The sequence below is a fragment of the Peribacillus sp. NPDC097675 genome, from assembly GCF_050277655.1.
Classification (GTDB): domain Bacteria; phylum Bacillota; class Bacilli; order Bacillales; family DSM-1321; genus Peribacillus.
In genome coordinates this window covers 221,268-237,581 of sequence record NZ_JBNNSK010000009.1, presented here as the reverse complement: position 1 = coordinate 237,581, position 16,314 = coordinate 221,268, and the positions used below count along the sequence as shown (strand labels likewise).

Sequence of the window (16,314 nt, the reverse complement as noted above, 5' to 3'; positions counted from 1 at the left end):
AATGAATAATTATAACAATAGAAAAACAGGTGGAGAAAAACGAGTTGTTTTTCTCCACCTGTTTTATTTTAGGGACTTATTAGACAGCCCCTTTTTTTGTCGACGTGGCTCATAATCAGGGCATGAAGGATTTTGAGAGAAGGTACCTTTTTGAAAGATGCTCCATATCTGATAACAATATCTGCTATATTTATTTACTGGTAATATAACTGGACGAAACTTCCTTATCATTTTTCACAAATTAGGAAAAATATTTATCTTCAATCACTTTTATGTAAATATTAGCTTGGCTGCTTGAATTGAAAAGTATATTCCGATTCCTATTAGAGAGACTCCTGATAGAATCGAAATACCGGTTAGTATCGATTTAGATAAAAACTTTTTAAGCGTGCTGGAAATGATGGCCGTCATGGAATCCCAGGCTAAAAGACCGATCAGGATACCAGTACTATATAAAAGTAAATGATGTATATCATATTTTGATGCCGAATTGGCAAGAATAGAACCGTAAATTCCTAACCAAAACATAATGGATAAAGGATTCGAAAGGGCCATGATGAATCCTGAAAAGAATGAAGAAACGAGCCGGTCATCCATTTTCCTACCATGAACCTCGATTTTACCAGCACTTAAGAGGCTCTCGATTCCTGTATAGGTTAGTACGAAAAACCCAAATAGCCATAGAAAGGTCTTCAAGAAAGAGTTGTCCATAAAGTGGATGAAACCAAAAAAGACGAGGACAATAAAGACAGCATCTGCTAAAATGGCACCCCAGCCAAAAATCCAGGAATGTAAAAAACCTTTCTTAATCCCTATGTCTACTTGAGAGGCATTTATAGGACCGATAGGAGCCGCTAACGACAACCCTAAGAATATATAGCTGAAAAACACGCCCAAATCCAAATTATCACCCCTCCAATAATCTTGCTTATTTGAATGTATTCAAACTAATGGACTTGCAAACCATTTTTTTTCACTCTTTAATAAACAAGATACATTCTTTCTGGATCGAGCCTTGCAGGGCGTGCTTCCCCTTATGCGCGGAAAGGAAGAAAGACCACCATTTTTTGAACTATGTGTTATCCTGTCCAGTTATAAACATGTATTTCATCCAAAATAATAGTAGAAATAGAGAAAGGCTATTCACCTCTTTTTCCGGTAAAAGTGAATAGGTAAAGGATTGTAACATAGAATGTACAAGTTATTACCTAACTCGAATGGAGTGTTGCTTCTTTGAGTGTACAGTTGCTATTGAGTTATTTTTTCTTAGGTCTAACACTTGCTGCACCAATTGGTCCTGTCAATTCGGATCGAATAGATAAAGGAATCAGGATTTTTTCGTAACCCTACTGACAAATGGATTTTGGAAGTTTTTGACGGAAAAAAGTTTGATGGTCATTTCCATTACCTCTGGGGTATCGTTGTTTGGGTTTGGAATTTATTTTGCCTATCAAGGCATCACTGCCATCGTTACATAATCTACATGAATCTTTTCACATCAAACTACAGTTTTTTTGGCTTTCATATGGGAATGTTTCCTAACATAATTCATGGTAGCTTTATTCATACTATGGGTTATGGAAGGGGGGAACCTTATGAAGGAAAATGATAGCAATTCAGCGAATGGGAAGGTAGGTACAGGGAAGGGCCTAAACTCCTCCGGTGAACAACAGGGCGATATGCAATGGTGGCAACTGTCCTTAGTCGGTGTTGGTTGCACAATTGGAACGGGTTATTTTCTTGGATCGACCATAGGAATTAAAACAACGGGACCCTCTATTGTATTATCATTTATATTAGCAGCGCTGGGAACATATATCGTTTATAATTTGTTAGCTAAAATGACGGCGGCCGATCCTCAAAAAGGTTCTTTTTGTTATTATGCTAATAAGGCGTTTGGTAGGTGGGCCGGCTTTAGTTGTGGCTGGAATTATTGGTCCTCCAATATCTTGATCATGGGAAGCCAGTTGACCGCGCTCTCGCTACTCTCCCAGTTTTGGTTTCCTAAGGTCCCATTATGGCTTTTTGCTACAGGTTTTGCACTCGTGTCCATTATAGTAGTATTGTTGGGCACTAAAGGCTTTGATAGGGTTGAAAATATCCTTGCAGTCATTAAGACAGCAGCAATCGTTATGTTCATCATCATAGCCATATGTGCGGTTGTAGGTTTGTTTGGCCTAGATGGCGGAAAACTTCCCTCATTTCCGAATACGTATCATGAATTATTTCCGAAGGGATGGGTAGGTTTTTGGACATCGCTCATTTATGCTTTTTATGCCTTTGGAGGCATTGAAGTGATCGGTTTGATGGCGATGCAGTTGAAAAAGAAAGAAGATTCCCAAAAAGCTGGAACTATAATGCTTTTAGTACTTACAATCATTTATGTAGTATCATTGGGGCTAGCAGTGACCATGGTTTCATTAGATGCTTTTAGTGATAAAGAAAGCCCGTTTGTTGCGGCACTTGATAGCTATCATTTGACCTTTTTTCCCCATGTTTTTAATGGTGCCATCATTATTGCAGGTTTTTCAGCAATGACAGCTTCATTATTTGGGGTTACAAACCTATTGGTTACGCTTGCCGATGATGGCAATGCACCAGCCATTTTCATGAAAAAAATGAGAAATTTCAGAGACGTACCATTATCCTCTCTACTGCTAGCGACAATAGGGCTTTTAGGGTCAATAATCACTGCCTTGCTTCTGCCCGGAAAGATTTATGAATACATTACAACATCAGCCGGTATATTACTTTTGTATAACTGGAGTTTTATCATCCTTTCTTCATTTAAAGTGCTCAAACATAAACTATGGAGTAAAGTTACAGGAGGGTTCGGTATGGCGTTAATACTAGTAACCATTTGTGGCACTCTCCTTGAAAAAGAGATTCGTCCTGGTTTCTTCGTAAGCCTGTTATTCATCGTGATCATTGGACTGGCTACCATATTCATGAAAACTAAAGTATGGAATAAGAACAAGGCGATGACTGCAAGAGCAAATAAATCCGAACTTGATTAAAAAAGGGAACCCGACCAAGTTATCGAGTTCCCTTTAACATTGAATTATAGTGAATGTAAATCCGAAATTATAAACGTAAAGACTTGTTTCATCTTTTTTCATTGCTGGAAGAGTCGTTCTTTCTTTGCTCTTCTTCAGCTAGAAATTCAAGAAAGACATTCATTGTCAATAAAGGATATTCATTGACTTTTTGATAGTAATTATTTTTTCTTGCCTCGGATATATAACCGCTTTTTTTCATTCTCTCTAGCACATATTTTTGGCTCATTTTTATAATTTCTCTTTTATTATGTTTGTTTTCTTTCATCAGAGCAAATCCTATGGCGCCTATAAGAGCGTATATGCATAGTGCTATTTTGGAAATCGGGTGGGAATCATTTTTAAACAATAGGAAAAAAAGATTGATGATGGAGAAACCAATCATTATGGTAGAAAAGAAACCATATTTCATGTTTTTCTTTAATAGGGGATTCAATTTTGTTTGAATTTTCTTCATCTCATTTTGCATAAATTGTGGAAAATTATTGATTTTTATATTCATTGTATCCTCCTCTAGAATATATATGTTACTTTTGATTAAGAAGCCCTTTTTAATGGTTTATAAAATGTTTACCTTTACATTAATCAGTTATTTTGCTGGATTATCCCTTATCACTAAAGTAAGGGGTATTTATGGACTATGAAATAATTCAAAAAGCACAATATCTTTATTCTAACTCGTAGAGAATTATTTGTCATGTATTATACTTTACTGGTATATAGAAGGATTGCGGTTTCTTTGAATGGTTTGATTGGAAGGGTTAGTGATTCTTTTAGGGGGAATATTCGACAAAAGAAATAAGGGTTTATACATAAAAATTTATAAATAAATTAGTAATTTCGTATTTTTTTGTCATAAATGCATGACTTTTGTTTGGTTTTCCTAAGGTTCGACAATTTTGAATCGAGTTTTCGGTTGAATCCATATATAATGAGTAAGCTAGAAGTTGTATAAGGTTAAGGAGGGAATAAAATGATGTCATGGGCATTAGCCATTTTGTTCGGTGTCGCAGTTATTCTGTTCATTGTTTCGTTTTTTAAGACGGACTCTATGAAAATAGAACAGCAAATCGAACAGATTACTAGTACTTTTGGAGATGAAGTGAGCCAATTACAAATGCAAATCAGAAATCTTGAGATAGATTCTGAAATTATGGCACAAGAAGCGGGATTACTCGCAGGATCTTCTGAAAAGTGGAGTTTGTTGCATGATGTACTAGATTTATATAAGCGTGGATATTCACTCGACAGCATAGCGGCCAAAAAAGAACGGTCAATAGAAGAAATACAAGACATGCTTGTTCCTTATATAAAAGCAAAGGAAGAAAGGAGAAAAGTTGCCAATGACATCTAAATCGATGCGCAGCTTTGCCGGTGGCCTCTTTGTTGCAGCAGGTATATGCGGAGCAGTGTATTTCTTCGATACTGAAGAAACGGCGAATACACAAACTTTAGAAAAATTAACGGTAGATGAAATGAAAAGCAAGCTAACTTCAGAAGGATATGTCATTCATACAGAGAAAGAGTATGAAGAGCAACTTGATGAATTGAAGTCCAATCAAGCTGTAGCGGAGGATAAAGGACCCAAAGAAAAGATCATATACCGTTCCGTGCTGAAAGTCTCTAAGGGCATGACAAGTATTGATGTGGGTAAAAATCTTAAACGGTCCAGAATCATAGCGGATGCTAAAGAATTCTTTGATGAAGTTGAAAAAAGAGGCAAAGCGAACAATTTACGTCCTGGTTCATATGTGATAGATAGTGAAATGACAACAGAGGAAATCATCTCTAAAGTCTTTAAATAATCAATCCATGAATGAATGCATTCACTAGGAGAGTCGACTATCAATAAGGTAGTCGTCTTTTTATGTCGAATACACACTACTTTTCGAATAGATACAAACTATCATTTCCTATATTCAAGCCTAGAAAAGGGTCGATTTTTTCTAGATGTTGAGCCAAGACAAAAACGAGGCCATATCTTTCCGATTCTTATAATTAAGGTATAATAAGAGTGAAAGTTATTTTGTAACGGATTAGGTGAAGATAATATGAAGCTGATCATTGCCGAGAAACCAGATCAAGGTTCAACGTTGGCAGCTCAATTCAAATCGAAGAAACAGCAAGGATATATAGAAATCATGCCGAATGAGCTTTTCCCGGATGGCGCTTATGTAACATGGGCAGTCGGACATTTATGTCAGCTCGTATCGCCGGAAACGTATCATTCAAACTGGAAAAAATGGTCGATTGATACCCTGCCGATGATACCCGATAAATTTCAATATGAAGTGACCCGCCAAAAGGCCAAGCAATTCAATGTGGTGAAAGCGCTGCTGAGAAAGTCGAATGTAGATGAGATCATTCATGCTGGGGATGCCGGGCGAGAAGGGGAATTGATTGTACGTAATATCATTCAACTTTGTCATGTCCAAAAACCGATGAAACGGTTGTGGATTTCCTCACTGACACCAAAAGCGATCTATGAAGGGTTTCAAAATCTCATAAGTGAAGAAAAGACGAGGCCGCTCTATCATGAAGCATATACGAGAGCATGTGCGGATTGGGTCGTAGGCATGAATGCCTCAAGAGTGTATAGCATCCTCTTGAAGAAAAAGGGTGTATCGGATGTATTTTCAGCAGGTCGGGTTCAGACACCGACTCTTGCTTTAATAGTCAAGAGGGAAATGGAAATTGACCGATTCAAATCAGAACCGTTTTGGGAAGTATTCGCAGACTTCAAGATGGACGGAAAGAAATATCAGGGGAAATGGCAGCAAAATAATGATTCGAGAATCCTTACAAAAGAGATGGCAGAAAAAATAGCTGCTTTTTGCAAGGGGAAAGAAGCTGAAATCGCCGATTTGGCCACTGAAAGAAAAGAATTTCAGCCTCCACTCTTATTCAATTTGTCGTCGTTGCAAGCAACTGTAAATAAAATCTATAAATACTCACCGAAAAAGACCTTGGACATTGTTCAAAGTTTATATCAAAAAGGAATTGTTTCCTACCCACGTTCGGATTCCAACTATGTCACAGAAGGCGAAGCTGAAACTTTCCCAGACATTATGCAAAAATTAAGTGGGTTTTCGGAATATCAATCGTTTTTCCCATTACCTCAACCAAGTATCATGGGTAATAAACGATTTGTTAACGAGAAAAAAGTCACTGATCACTATGCAATCATTCCGACTGAACAGGTTGTTGATCCAAAAAGACTTTCCGGTGAGGAACGTAATATATATGACTTAGTTGTTCGCAGGCTGATTGCGGCTCATTATGAAAAGGCTATTTTCGATTATACGACCATCAAGACTATGGTCGAGAAAAGGGCAGAGTTCATTTCAAAGGGTAAGCAACAGATTCAAGAAGGATGGCGCAAGGTCATTTTTCAAGATGAGAAAGATGATGATGTTCTTTTACCAATCCTTAAACAAGGAGATTCTGGACAGGTAACCAACGTGAAAGTGAAAGAAGGGAAAACCCAACCTCCTAAGCGATATACGGAGGGTCAGCTGATTACGCTGATGAAAACGGCGGGCAAGCACCTGGATAACGAAGAGCTCGAAAAGGTCCTGATGAAAACAGAAGGTTTGGGGACCGAAGCAACACGTGCAGGGATCATTACCATGCTGAAGGATCGTAAATATATTGATGTTAAGAAAAATCAGGTATTTGCTACGGATAAGGGGAAGGTCCTCATCACCGCGATTGGCGAAAAAATCCTTGCTTCTCCAGAAATGACGGCTAAATGGGAACAGCGCCTTAGGGAAATAGGTCAAGGTAAGGCTTCTGCGGGGGCTTTCATGGAAGCCGTTAAAAAGATGTCCACGAAAATCATCAGTGATGCCGTCGAATCTTCTGAAGCCTGGGATTTTCAAGGGCTTGATACGGAGTCAATCCAAAGGCCGGGTTATAAGAAGAAAAGTGTGACATCGGTAGGTAGTTGTAAGCTTTGTGGTGCTAAAGTGGTTGATAAGGGAGAATTCTATGGATGTTCAAGTTATCAGAAAACGAAATGTAACTTCACCATCTCCAAGAAAATCCTCAATAAAAAGATCAGTCAAGTCAATGTTAAAAAGCTCTTAACAGATGGAGAAACTGATATGATTAGCGGATTCAAAAAAGGGGAACGGACATTTAATGCTGCTTTAATATGGTCAGATACCGAAAAGAAAATCATTTTCAAGTTTTTCTCGGATCAGCCTGTTAAGCAAGATTAAGCGCTTTTGACCATGTCCTGAGACGTTATAACCTTGTTTCAGGGCTTTTTTTATAGTAAGATTTTTAGATATGCGTTTGAATGGGAGGATTCCTGATGCCTACACCGAGCATGGAGGATTACATAGAACAAATTTATTTACTTATTGAAGAAAAAGGATATGCAAGGGTTTCGGATATTGCCGAAAATCTTTCTGTACATCCTTCTTCAGTGACGAAGATGGTACAAAAGCTAGATCACGAAAAATATTTAATCTATGAAAAGTATCGTGGGCTGGTTTTGACGGCTAACGGAAAAAAAGTGGGTAAAAGGCTCGTTTACCGTCATGAATTATTGGAGCAGATGCTGCGACTGATAGGGGTCAAGGAAGAAAACATCTACCATGATGTTGAAGGAATCGAGCACCACCTTAGCTGGAATGCCATAGATCGGATCGGGGACCTCGTTGAATTCTTTGAGGAATCCGCTAGTCGGGTCGAGGATTTAAGAAATATACAAAAGAGAAATGAAGAGAACGCAAAATAAGCTGCCATGGGCAGTTTTTTTTGTGCTGTAATAAGCTTTAAGCTTTTTATGACATCAATAGAATGCAGGCATCAAAAAATCCTAATTGTTTAAGAATTATTAATCATTCCCAAATGAAAAAAAGGATTTTTAGATTTAGAACAGAATAGCTATAAAGCGGGATATAGATGTCAATTGACAAGAATCACCAAAACGAATGAAGGAACAGCGAATGGGTAGGTCCTTCGTATATGAGGCTTTTTTAATTCAAAGATTAAAGAATACTTTAAATGGAGGTATGACATTTGAATATACATACTTGGCATAAAGAAGCAGAAAAGAAATGGGACGGTTTTGCACCTACATGGGCGAAGAATTCACAGGAAATGTGGGAAACAGGTAGTCGTAAAGGTATCATCCCTTTTTTCTCTGAACATATAGAGGCCGGAGCAAAGGTTGTAGATATAGGCTGTGGTGACGGCATGGGTTCTTTGAAACTCGCTCAAGCGGGTTATGCTGTAACGGGTATCGACCTTTCACACGTCATGATTGAAATCGCTAACGGATATGCCTATCAACAACCAGGTCTATCCTTTACTCAAGGGGATTTTTATAACCTCCCATTTAAGGATGAAGAAATGGATGCGGCATTGGTGATTAATTCACTTGAATATACTGGAGAGCCGTTAACGGTGATGAAGGAAATACACCGTATTATAAAGCCAGGGGGCTACGTATGCTTTGGAATACTTGGACCAACGGCGGAGCCACGTAAAAATTTTAGTTATCGACGATTAATAGGTGAGGATGTCATCATGAATACCATGCAGGCCTGGGAGTTTGAAAAACTAGCACTTGAGAGTGGATGGAAGGCAGTGGCTGAAACCGGGGTCGGGAAAAGAGCGGTGGATTATTCAAAGCTAGGCCACTTTTCAAAAGAACTGAAACAGGCCGTTTCGTTTATGTGGTTGTTCCTCTTTCAAAAAGAAGGTACTCAATGATGGAAAAATACCAAATGGATCAATTTGTCGAAAAAACGAAACAGCAGGATAAGGGCCATGGATTATTCGAACTTGAGACGGAACGGATTCTGGAAATTAATCTTGACCAACAAATCTGGGCCAAGATGGGGACGATGATATCATACCGAGGCAGCATTAAATTTGAACGAGAAGGAATGTTGGAGCACGGTTTCGGAAAATTATTTAAGAAAGCCATTACTGGTGAGGGTGCTTCTTTGATGAAAGCGACTGGTAGAGGGAAGTTGTATGTGGCAGATCAAGGAAAGAAAATATCAATCATACATTTAAACGGGGAGTCCATTTGTATAAACGGTAATGATTTACTTGCCTTTGAATCGAGTATAAAGTGGGATATTAAAATGATGCGTCGTATTGCCGGACTGTTGGCTGGTGGTTTGTTCAATGTTAGGCTTGAAGGCCATGGAATGGTAGCCTTCACTTCACATTATGAACCGCTCACTTTACTTGTTGAAAAGGATAGCCCTGTCTATACGGATCCAAATGCCACCGTTGCCTGGTCTGGTAACCTTCAACCAGACTTTGTTACAGATGTATCCTTGAAGTCATTTTTTGGCAGAGGGAGTGGAGAGTCCGTTCAGATGAAATTTGAGGGACAGGGTTTTGTAGTAGTTCAACCATATGAAGAAGTATATTTCGGTGATAAAGAATCTAAGTAATAACTCTTGAGTGGTATGCTTACGTTTCTTACATGTCTAAAGAAAGGAGGCAAAGTGTTGTTACAGTTAATGGAATCAGATTATGAAGAGGTAGAGAAGTGCCTTCAGGTAGCATCACCTTCTTTTGTCTTCGCAGTCCTGAACAAGAAGATAACTGGATTTGTTTATGGCGATCCAAGTAATAAAAATAATTATCTCATAGGAACTGTTTCAGGAATTTTCTATGTTACAGGTGACGAGACAAATAATGAATTTAAAGATGGATTAGTCGATTTATATAATAAAAATGAACAGTCTAGATTCACATTATTCTCTTCATCTGAAAAATGGGATAAGGCAATAAGTGATTTATTTAAAAGTGAAGAAAGAGTTCATAGTTTTAGTAGATACACTTTTGCTTTTAACCAGCTTAAAAATATAAACAATAGGGTGAAGCTACCTAAAGAATTTACAGTGAAAAAAATTAATGCAGAAATCATTCATCAATCTATTTATTTCAATGAAGAGTATTATGAAGAGTATTGGGGATCGGTATCCAATTATCTTGAGAATGGCTTTGGTTATTGTGTCTTCCATAATGATACACTTGTAAGCGAATGCACTTCCATTTTCAGAGCCGAAAAGGTAGCTGAAATGGACATTTTAACTAAGAGCGAAAGGAAAGGAAAAGGTTTAGCAAAGGTTACTGCGCAATCATTCATCAATCATTGTATGGAGGAGAATATTACACCTAGATGGGATTGTAGTGTAGACAATATAGCTTCCATATCAATGGCAAACACTATTGGATTTGAACATCCAACAAGATATTCTGTATTTGCAAAAATAATGTAATCTTGCCCGGTTTAGCTATTTTTAGTAAGACCTTTACATTCTTCTTTATCAATAAGCTGCTGCAAAGAACAAAACCCTGATGGCCAAATCAGGGTTTTATCATATAGTCAAGTGTGGCAGGATCCCCGAGAAACAATCATTTAACGAGATAACACTCTTTTTTCCTTTTGCTTTCAATCCCACTCATATGGTGTGGATTGATAGACGTAATAATTAAGCCAATTGGAAAACATGAGGCTACAGTGACTTTTCCAACGGTGTAGTGGAGTTTTCGATGGGTCATTGTCGGGAAAGTAGTTTTCCGGGAGTTGGGTTTCTATACCGCGTCCGATATCGCGATTGTATTCGTCACCAAGCGTTCCTGCATCGTATTCGAAATGACCGGTCACCATTATTCTCTTGGAGTCTTTAGAAGCGGCGATCAACACACCAGCCTCATCGGATTTTGCCAAGATTTTAAGTTCTGAATGATTCACCAATTTTTGAAATTCAATGTCGGTATAGCGAGAATGTGGTGCTAAGAAATAATCATCGAAGCCTCGGACGAGATTTTCATTCGGCTCGAGAACCTCGTGCTTATAAATGCCAAAGCATTTTTTTGGTAGCTCATATTTACCTATACCGTAATGATGGTAGAGAGCAGCTTGGGCTCCCCAGCAAATATGTAGAGTGGAAGTGACATTTTCGCTGGACCAATTCATGATATTCTTTAATTCATCCCAATAATCAACATCTTTAAAATCCATTTTTTCGACAGGTGCGCCAGTGATGATCATGCCATCATATTTTTTTGAACGAATCTCTTCAAACGAATTATAAAATTGATTTAAATGAAATTTACTTGTGTTTTTTGATTCGTGTGTACTCAATCCTAGAAACGATATGTTTACTTGAATTGGGGTATTTCCCAGAAAACGCAGTAACTGTGCCTCTGTTTTCTCTTTTTCAGGCATAAGATTCAAAATCAATATATTTAATGGTCGGATTTCCTGACTGGTTGCCCGTTCCTCATCCATTACAAAGATATTTTCTTCTTCTAAAATCTCTTTAGCTGGCAGGTGTCTTGGTATTTTAATCGGCATAGTTAGCTTTGCCTCCTTTTTTAAATCATAATATTTCAATTATATAGAAAATTGCCAAATAGAAAAGTAATTTTATTAATTTAATTTAAAGCTTATAAGAATTCTGGAGAATGGTAAAATGAAGATGAACTTGATACATAATTTTTTTTTGATAGTTAAGAACCTAGAAGAGGGGTATAAAATTGTTTGATCCTACAGCATTCGAGAATATGAAAGTGGTATTGGAAGGGGCGATTTATGATCGTGACCTTATTGGGGATATATTAGTCATCGGACGAGACGATATCGTTAATCTCTCAACGATGGCAAGAAGATACAAAATTGAATTGGAAATGAAAGAATCCGAGAGTACAGTCTATGTGACCGGAGGATTTGAGTTATATGCATCACTTGAGAATTTAAGCTCCGAACTGTTAGAGTCCAACCTAAATGAAGCGCATTCCGGTTGTGCGGTGGACCTATTTATCGCTATACCGAGAAAGCTACACATGATGGAAATTGAAAGTATTTCGAAGGAACTGGAGAATATTTGGGGAAGTCAAAGGACCATAACATTGACAACTTCTGAAACGGTAAGCAAAAAGGAGAAGCCCTCAAGTATTTCAACATTCGAGATTTCTTTCGGAAGACTTATTAAGGAAGATCAAATGGAGGATTTAGAAGATATGTTGGAGTATCTACTTCAATCTTTGCAAATTGTTGAAGACTCTGTGAGCAACTGATGAAAGGGGCACACTAAAAGTGGTAAAGTCTCCTACAAATAAGGTAAAATGTCATCAATAGGAAAAAGGGAGAGATCATATATGTCCATTTATGAATATGAAGTGAAAAAAATTAATGGTGAAGCCATTTCGCTTGAGGAATACAAAGGAAAAGTATTGATTATTGTTAATACTGCCAGTAAATGTGGATTGTCACCACAGTATGATGATTTGCAAAGTCTGTACGTACAATACAAAGAGGACGGATTGGAGGTCCTTGGTTTTCCTTGTAACCAGTTTCTTAACCAAGAGCCTGGCGATGAGCTTGAAATTGATTCATATTGTAAGCTTAACCATGGTGTTACCTTTCCGATGTTTGCCAAGGTGAATGTGAATGGGAAGGATGCCCATCCGCTATTTAGCTATATCACTGAAAATGCACCAGGAGTGATGGGATCAAAGTCGATAAAATGGAATTTCACTAAATTCTTGGTCGACCGTGAGGGGAATATCGTTAATCGATATGCTCCTAAAACAAAACCGCTTGAAATGGAAGAAGATATAAAAAAATTGCTATAATCATCAAAGCGCTCACCGTTAAGTTATCGGTGGGCTTTTTTTTTGAACGTATAATAATCCTTTACTTTAAAGAGGGGGAAAAAGGAGGATAAAGTTGAATATAATAGGTAACAACTATTTTATTCAGGAGGGTAACAATGGAACGGATTGCATGGGTTACTGACAGTACGGCTTTTTTAGACGAAGAACTTTCACAAAACGATCATGTATATGTTGTTCCGATGATAGTCATTATTGAGGGTAAGGAATATGAAGATGGTGTCGATCTACAATCTGAAGAACTGTATCGTAGAATGAAGGAGGAAAATAAAGTCCCGACAACATCCCAGCCATCGGTAGGTAAATTCTACGAGTTGTATAGAAAACTTGAAAAAGACTATGATTGTGTGATTTCTATCCATCTATCAAGTAAATTGAGCGGCACGGTTTCTTCAAGCCGACAGGCTGCCCAACTGGTTACGATACCGGTACACGTCTTTGACACCTTACTTATTTCGTTTCCTATGCTGTTAATCTTGAAAAAACTCATGAAGTATTTAAATAGTGGTTATTCAATAGAAGAAGCGTTCACCAACACGAGGAGGTATGCAGATAGCCATGAGACATATGTTTTGATTGGTTCGTTAGATCAACTGCATCGCAGTGGTCGGTTAACCGGGGCTCAATATTATCTTGGAAGCCTATTAAGTTTAAAACCGATTATAACTATAGAAAATGGTTTGTTGCAAACTAAAACAAAAACTCGAAACCTAAAGAAAGCAGAAAATCATATATTTAATGAATTTCTTAAATCCGTTTCATTAGGAAATGTTAAAGAATGCAGTATATTGTACGGAGGTTCACCGATTCAGGTTGAACATTTGAAAAAGAAGATATATGAAGCATTTCCGGAAGTGAAAATACATATATCACCACTTGGGAGTGCAATAGGGGTACATACTGGCGAAGAGACAATCGGGATCAGTTGGTTCAAGGAAGTTTAGGACAATATCCCTTTCTAAAAACAAGAACCATGGTAAAATAGAAAGGACATGGAGTGGTGAAATGCAAAAAAATATAATTAAACAAACGGAATCATTTGTATATGAACAATTGAAATCTGATGCCAGTGGTCACGATTGGTTTCATATCGATCGGGTTCGAAAGCTGGCTTTACATATTGCACGTGAAGAAAATAAGGGAAATGAATTCATTATCGAGATGGCTTCCCTCCTGCATGATATTCCAGATGATAAATTAAATGATCATGCGGAACTAGGTTGGAATAAGCTGGATGAATGGTTCAGGGAGACAGGGTTGGATCTGGATACGATCCAGGATATTAAGCAGATTGTCTCTACCATCTCCTACAGTTCCGGGGAAAAGAGTCTTCCATCGATTGAAGCTGAAATCGTTCAGGATGCCGATCGTTTGGATGCAATCGGAGCGATTGGAATCGCAAGAACATTCGCCTATGGTGGGAAAAAGGGGCAACCTATGTATGATCCAGCTCTCAAGGTGCGTGAAGATATGACTAAACAGGAATATCGAATGGGAAAAAGCTCTTCCATCCACCATTTTTATGAAAAATTATTACGTTTGCAAGAATTGCTTAATACAGATACAGCGAAGAAAATCGCAAGCGAACGTCATGAATATATGGTTCGTTTTCTAGAAGAATTCTATAAGGAATGGGATGTACGTTTATGAAAGTTTTTAGCATGGAACAAGTAATGAAAACGCAAGGGGAGAAGCTTCTTTTTAAAGATGTTTCTTTCTCCATCAGTGAAGGTGAAAAGATTGGCATCGTCGGTATAAATGGGACTGGTAAATCCACGCTCTTGAATATAATCGCTGGATTGGAAGAAAGTGATCTAGGGACGAAGGATCATCCGAATGACTACACGATATCATATTTATCGCAGGATCCGGATTTTGATGAAAAGTTAACGATCATGGAGTATATGTATGAAAGTTCAACACCTGTATTCTCCTTAATAAAGGAATATGAAAAAACACTGGTACAATTGCAGATTGATCCCCAAAATAGTGAAGTGCAAGATCGATTACTAAAACAACAGCAATCAATGGATGCTCTTAATGCCTGGGATACTAGCGCCAATGCCCGGACAATCCTGACCAAACTTGGCCTTCCCGATCATTCACGGAAACTGGGTGAGCTTTCAGGTGGACAAAAGAAACGTGCAGCATTGGCAAAGACCCTGATTGAAACTCCTGATTTGCTCATTTTGGATGAGCCAACCAACCATCTGGATTTTGAAAGTATCACCTGGTTGGAAGAATACTTATCTAAATATCAGAAATCCGTCTTATTCGTGACTCATGATCGATATTTCCTAGATCGGGTATCCAATAAAATCTGGGAAATAGCTCAAACTCAGCTTTTTGAATACAAGGGAAATTACGCTGATTACCTGGAATCAAAAGCCATCAGGGAAGAAAATGAATCGACTGAGCGGACCAAAAAGGAAAGTCTTTTCAAAAAGGAACTGGCCTGGATCCGCAAAGGTGCAAAGGCACGCTCTACAAAACAAAAAGCAAGGATCCAACGCTTTGAAACGTTAGAAACAGGTGTTAAGGATAAGCAGAAGACCGAAAGTCTTGAAATGGAATTAAGCGGTGCCCGTCTAGGGAAAAAAGTGCTGGAACTGCAAGACATCACTAAGTCATTCGGTGATCAGACAATTATTAAAGATTTATCTTTCCTTTTCAAGCCAGGCGATCGCATTGGGATTGTCGGTAATAATGGTAGTGGGAAATCGACGCTTCTAAATATCTTGGCCGGACGTGAACCGATAAATGGTGGAAATCTTGAAATCGGACAAACGGTCAAAATCGGATACTATACGCAAGAAAGCACCGATATGGATGAGAATCTTCGCATGATTGAATATATCAGGCAAACGGCTGATTCAATTGCTCTTAAAGATGGCAGCTTCATATCCGCTGCACAGATGCTTGAACGATTCTTGTTCCCTATGGGTTCGCATGGGACTCCCATACGTAAACTATCAGGAGGAGAAAAAAGACGATTATATTTGTTGAATATCTTGATGGGAGCACCCAATGTCCTTCTATTGGATGAACCGACGAATGACCTGGACACACAGACCTTAACCGTCCTCGAAGACTATTTAGAAACCTTCTCTGGTGTTGTCATCACTGTTTCTCATGATCGCTACTTTCTTGATAAAACTTGTCACCAACTACTCGTCTTTAAAGATAAAGGTAAAATAGATTTTTATTACGGGAATTACTCTGAATTCCTAGAAGAAAAGACAGAAGAAGCTGTTCCTGAAAAAGCTTCGGAGTCCCAGCCTAGCCGCACTGAAAAGAAAAAGAAAAAACTTACGTATGCGGAAAGTAAGGAATGGGAAGAAATTGAAGGAAAAATGGAGCAAGTCGAGAATCGCCTGAAGGATATCGCTGAAGAAATGTCAGCAGCGGGCAGTGATTTCGAAAAGGTGCGCCTGCTCCTGGAAGAAGAAAAAGAGCTTAACGAGAAGTTAGAGTACACAATGGAAAGATGGACATACTTAGCGGAAAAACTAGAAGAGGAATAAACGAGAAGACTGGGCCAGGATGAGTAAGCTTGGCGTAGTCTTTTTTCGTTAATCTCAATTGCATGAGAATCTCT

The 16,314-nt window shown here is 38.3% G+C and carries 16 protein-coding genes and 1 pseudogene; 14 read left to right on the top strand and 3 right to left on the bottom strand.

Translation table 11 applies throughout. The annotated features are described in order from the left end of the window. Positions 1-270 precede the first annotated feature (270 nt). Complete coding sequence (locus ACQKL5_RS15160; protein ID WP_427609726.1) at positions 271-897, bottom strand: LysE family transporter; 627 nt, start codon at positions 895-897, stop codon at positions 271-273. Between the two features lie 336 nt (positions 898-1,233). Here ACQKL5_RS15160 and ACQKL5_RS15155 point away from each other — a divergent pair. Next, positions 1,234-1,332: pseudogene (locus ACQKL5_RS15155) on the top strand (amino acid transporter); the annotation flags it as partial. Positions 1,333-1,595: 263 nt separating this feature from the next. Continuing rightward, on the top strand, positions 1,596-3,017 hold the full coding sequence (locus ACQKL5_RS15150; protein ID WP_427609713.1) for an amino acid permease: 1,422 nt from the start codon (positions 1,596-1,598) through the stop codon (positions 3,015-3,017). Positions 3,018-3,105: 88 nt separating this feature from the next. Here the strand turns inward: ACQKL5_RS15150 and ACQKL5_RS15145 are convergent, their stop codons facing one another. Next, the gene (locus ACQKL5_RS15145; protein WP_427609712.1) at positions 3,106-3,558 is read right to left on the bottom strand and encodes a DUF5392 family protein; all 453 of its coding nucleotides are present in this window, start codon (positions 3,556-3,558) and stop codon (positions 3,106-3,108) included. A 474-nt stretch (positions 3,559-4,032) separates the two neighbouring features. Here ACQKL5_RS15145 and ACQKL5_RS15140 point away from each other — a divergent pair, with 474 nt between their 5' ends. The 7 genes from ACQKL5_RS15140 to ACQKL5_RS15110 all read left to right on the top strand — a co-directional run bounded on the left by ACQKL5_RS15140 (position 4,033) and on the right by ACQKL5_RS15110 (position 10,315). Next, complete coding sequence (locus tag ACQKL5_RS15140; RefSeq protein ID WP_427609711.1) at positions 4,033-4,410, top strand: hypothetical protein; 378 nt, start codon at positions 4,033-4,035, stop codon at positions 4,408-4,410. Beyond that, positions 4,400-4,861 (top strand): aminodeoxychorismate lyase, encoded by a 462-nt coding sequence (locus ACQKL5_RS15135; RefSeq protein ID WP_427609710.1) that lies wholly within the window; start codon positions 4,400-4,402, stop codon positions 4,859-4,861. Before ACQKL5_RS15140 ends, ACQKL5_RS15135 begins: the two co-directional genes overlap by 11 nt. Positions 4,862-5,107: 246 nt before the next feature. Further along, positions 5,108-7,279, top strand: coding sequence for a DNA topoisomerase III (locus tag ACQKL5_RS15130; protein WP_427609709.1), 2,172 nt, complete (start codon positions 5,108-5,110; stop codon positions 7,277-7,279). A 95-nt stretch (positions 7,280-7,374) separates the two neighbouring features. After that, positions 7,375-7,803, top strand: coding sequence for a transcriptional regulator MntR (mntR, locus tag ACQKL5_RS15125; protein ID WP_427609708.1), 429 nt, complete (start codon positions 7,375-7,377; stop codon positions 7,801-7,803). A 284-nt stretch (positions 7,804-8,087) separates the two neighbouring features. Further along, complete coding sequence (locus tag ACQKL5_RS15120) at positions 8,088-8,783, top strand: class I SAM-dependent methyltransferase (RefSeq protein WP_427609707.1); 696 nt, start codon at positions 8,088-8,090, stop codon at positions 8,781-8,783. Then, positions 8,783-9,481, top strand: a complete 699-nt coding sequence (locus tag ACQKL5_RS15115) for an AIM24 family protein (RefSeq protein ID WP_427609706.1) — start codon at positions 8,783-8,785, stop codon at positions 9,479-9,481. The genes ACQKL5_RS15120 and ACQKL5_RS15115 overlap by 1 nt, the downstream gene beginning before the upstream one ends. Before the next feature lie 57 nt (positions 9,482-9,538). Continuing rightward, positions 9,539-10,315 (top strand): GNAT family N-acetyltransferase, encoded by a 777-nt coding sequence (locus ACQKL5_RS15110; protein ID WP_427609705.1) that lies wholly within the window; start codon positions 9,539-9,541, stop codon positions 10,313-10,315. Positions 10,316-10,488: 173 nt separating this feature from the next. Here the strand turns inward: ACQKL5_RS15110 and metA are convergent, their stop codons facing one another. Further along, a complete protein-coding gene (gene metA, locus ACQKL5_RS15105; RefSeq protein WP_427609704.1) occupies positions 10,489-11,397 on the bottom strand; it encodes a homoserine O-acetyltransferase MetA in 909 nt (302 codons plus the stop codon). 182 nt (positions 11,398-11,579) lie between these two features. On the opposite strand from metA, the gene ACQKL5_RS15100 reads away from it, so the two are divergent. The 5 genes from ACQKL5_RS15100 (at position 11,580) to ACQKL5_RS15080 (ending at position 16,240) form a co-directional block, all read left to right on the top strand. Further along, positions 11,580-12,119 (top strand): hypothetical protein, encoded by a 540-nt coding sequence (locus tag ACQKL5_RS15100; RefSeq protein WP_427609703.1) that lies wholly within the window; start codon positions 11,580-11,582, stop codon positions 12,117-12,119. An 81-nt stretch (positions 12,120-12,200) separates the two neighbouring features. Further along, complete coding sequence (locus ACQKL5_RS15095; protein WP_427609702.1) at positions 12,201-12,677, top strand: glutathione peroxidase; 477 nt, start codon at positions 12,201-12,203, stop codon at positions 12,675-12,677. A 137-nt stretch (positions 12,678-12,814) separates the two neighbouring features. Then, complete coding sequence (locus ACQKL5_RS15090; protein WP_427609701.1) at positions 12,815-13,660, top strand: DegV family protein; 846 nt, start codon at positions 12,815-12,817, stop codon at positions 13,658-13,660. Between the two features lie 61 nt (positions 13,661-13,721). Next, positions 13,722-14,366: an HD domain-containing protein gene (locus ACQKL5_RS15085; protein WP_427609700.1), complete on the top strand. Its 645-nt coding sequence runs from the start codon at positions 13,722-13,724 to the stop codon at positions 14,364-14,366. Beyond that, positions 14,363-16,240, top strand: a complete 1,878-nt coding sequence (locus ACQKL5_RS15080; RefSeq protein ID WP_427609699.1) for an ATP-binding cassette domain-containing protein — start codon at positions 14,363-14,365, stop codon at positions 16,238-16,240. The genes ACQKL5_RS15085 and ACQKL5_RS15080 overlap by 4 nt, the downstream gene beginning before the upstream one ends. Positions 16,241-16,314 lie beyond the last annotated feature (74 nt).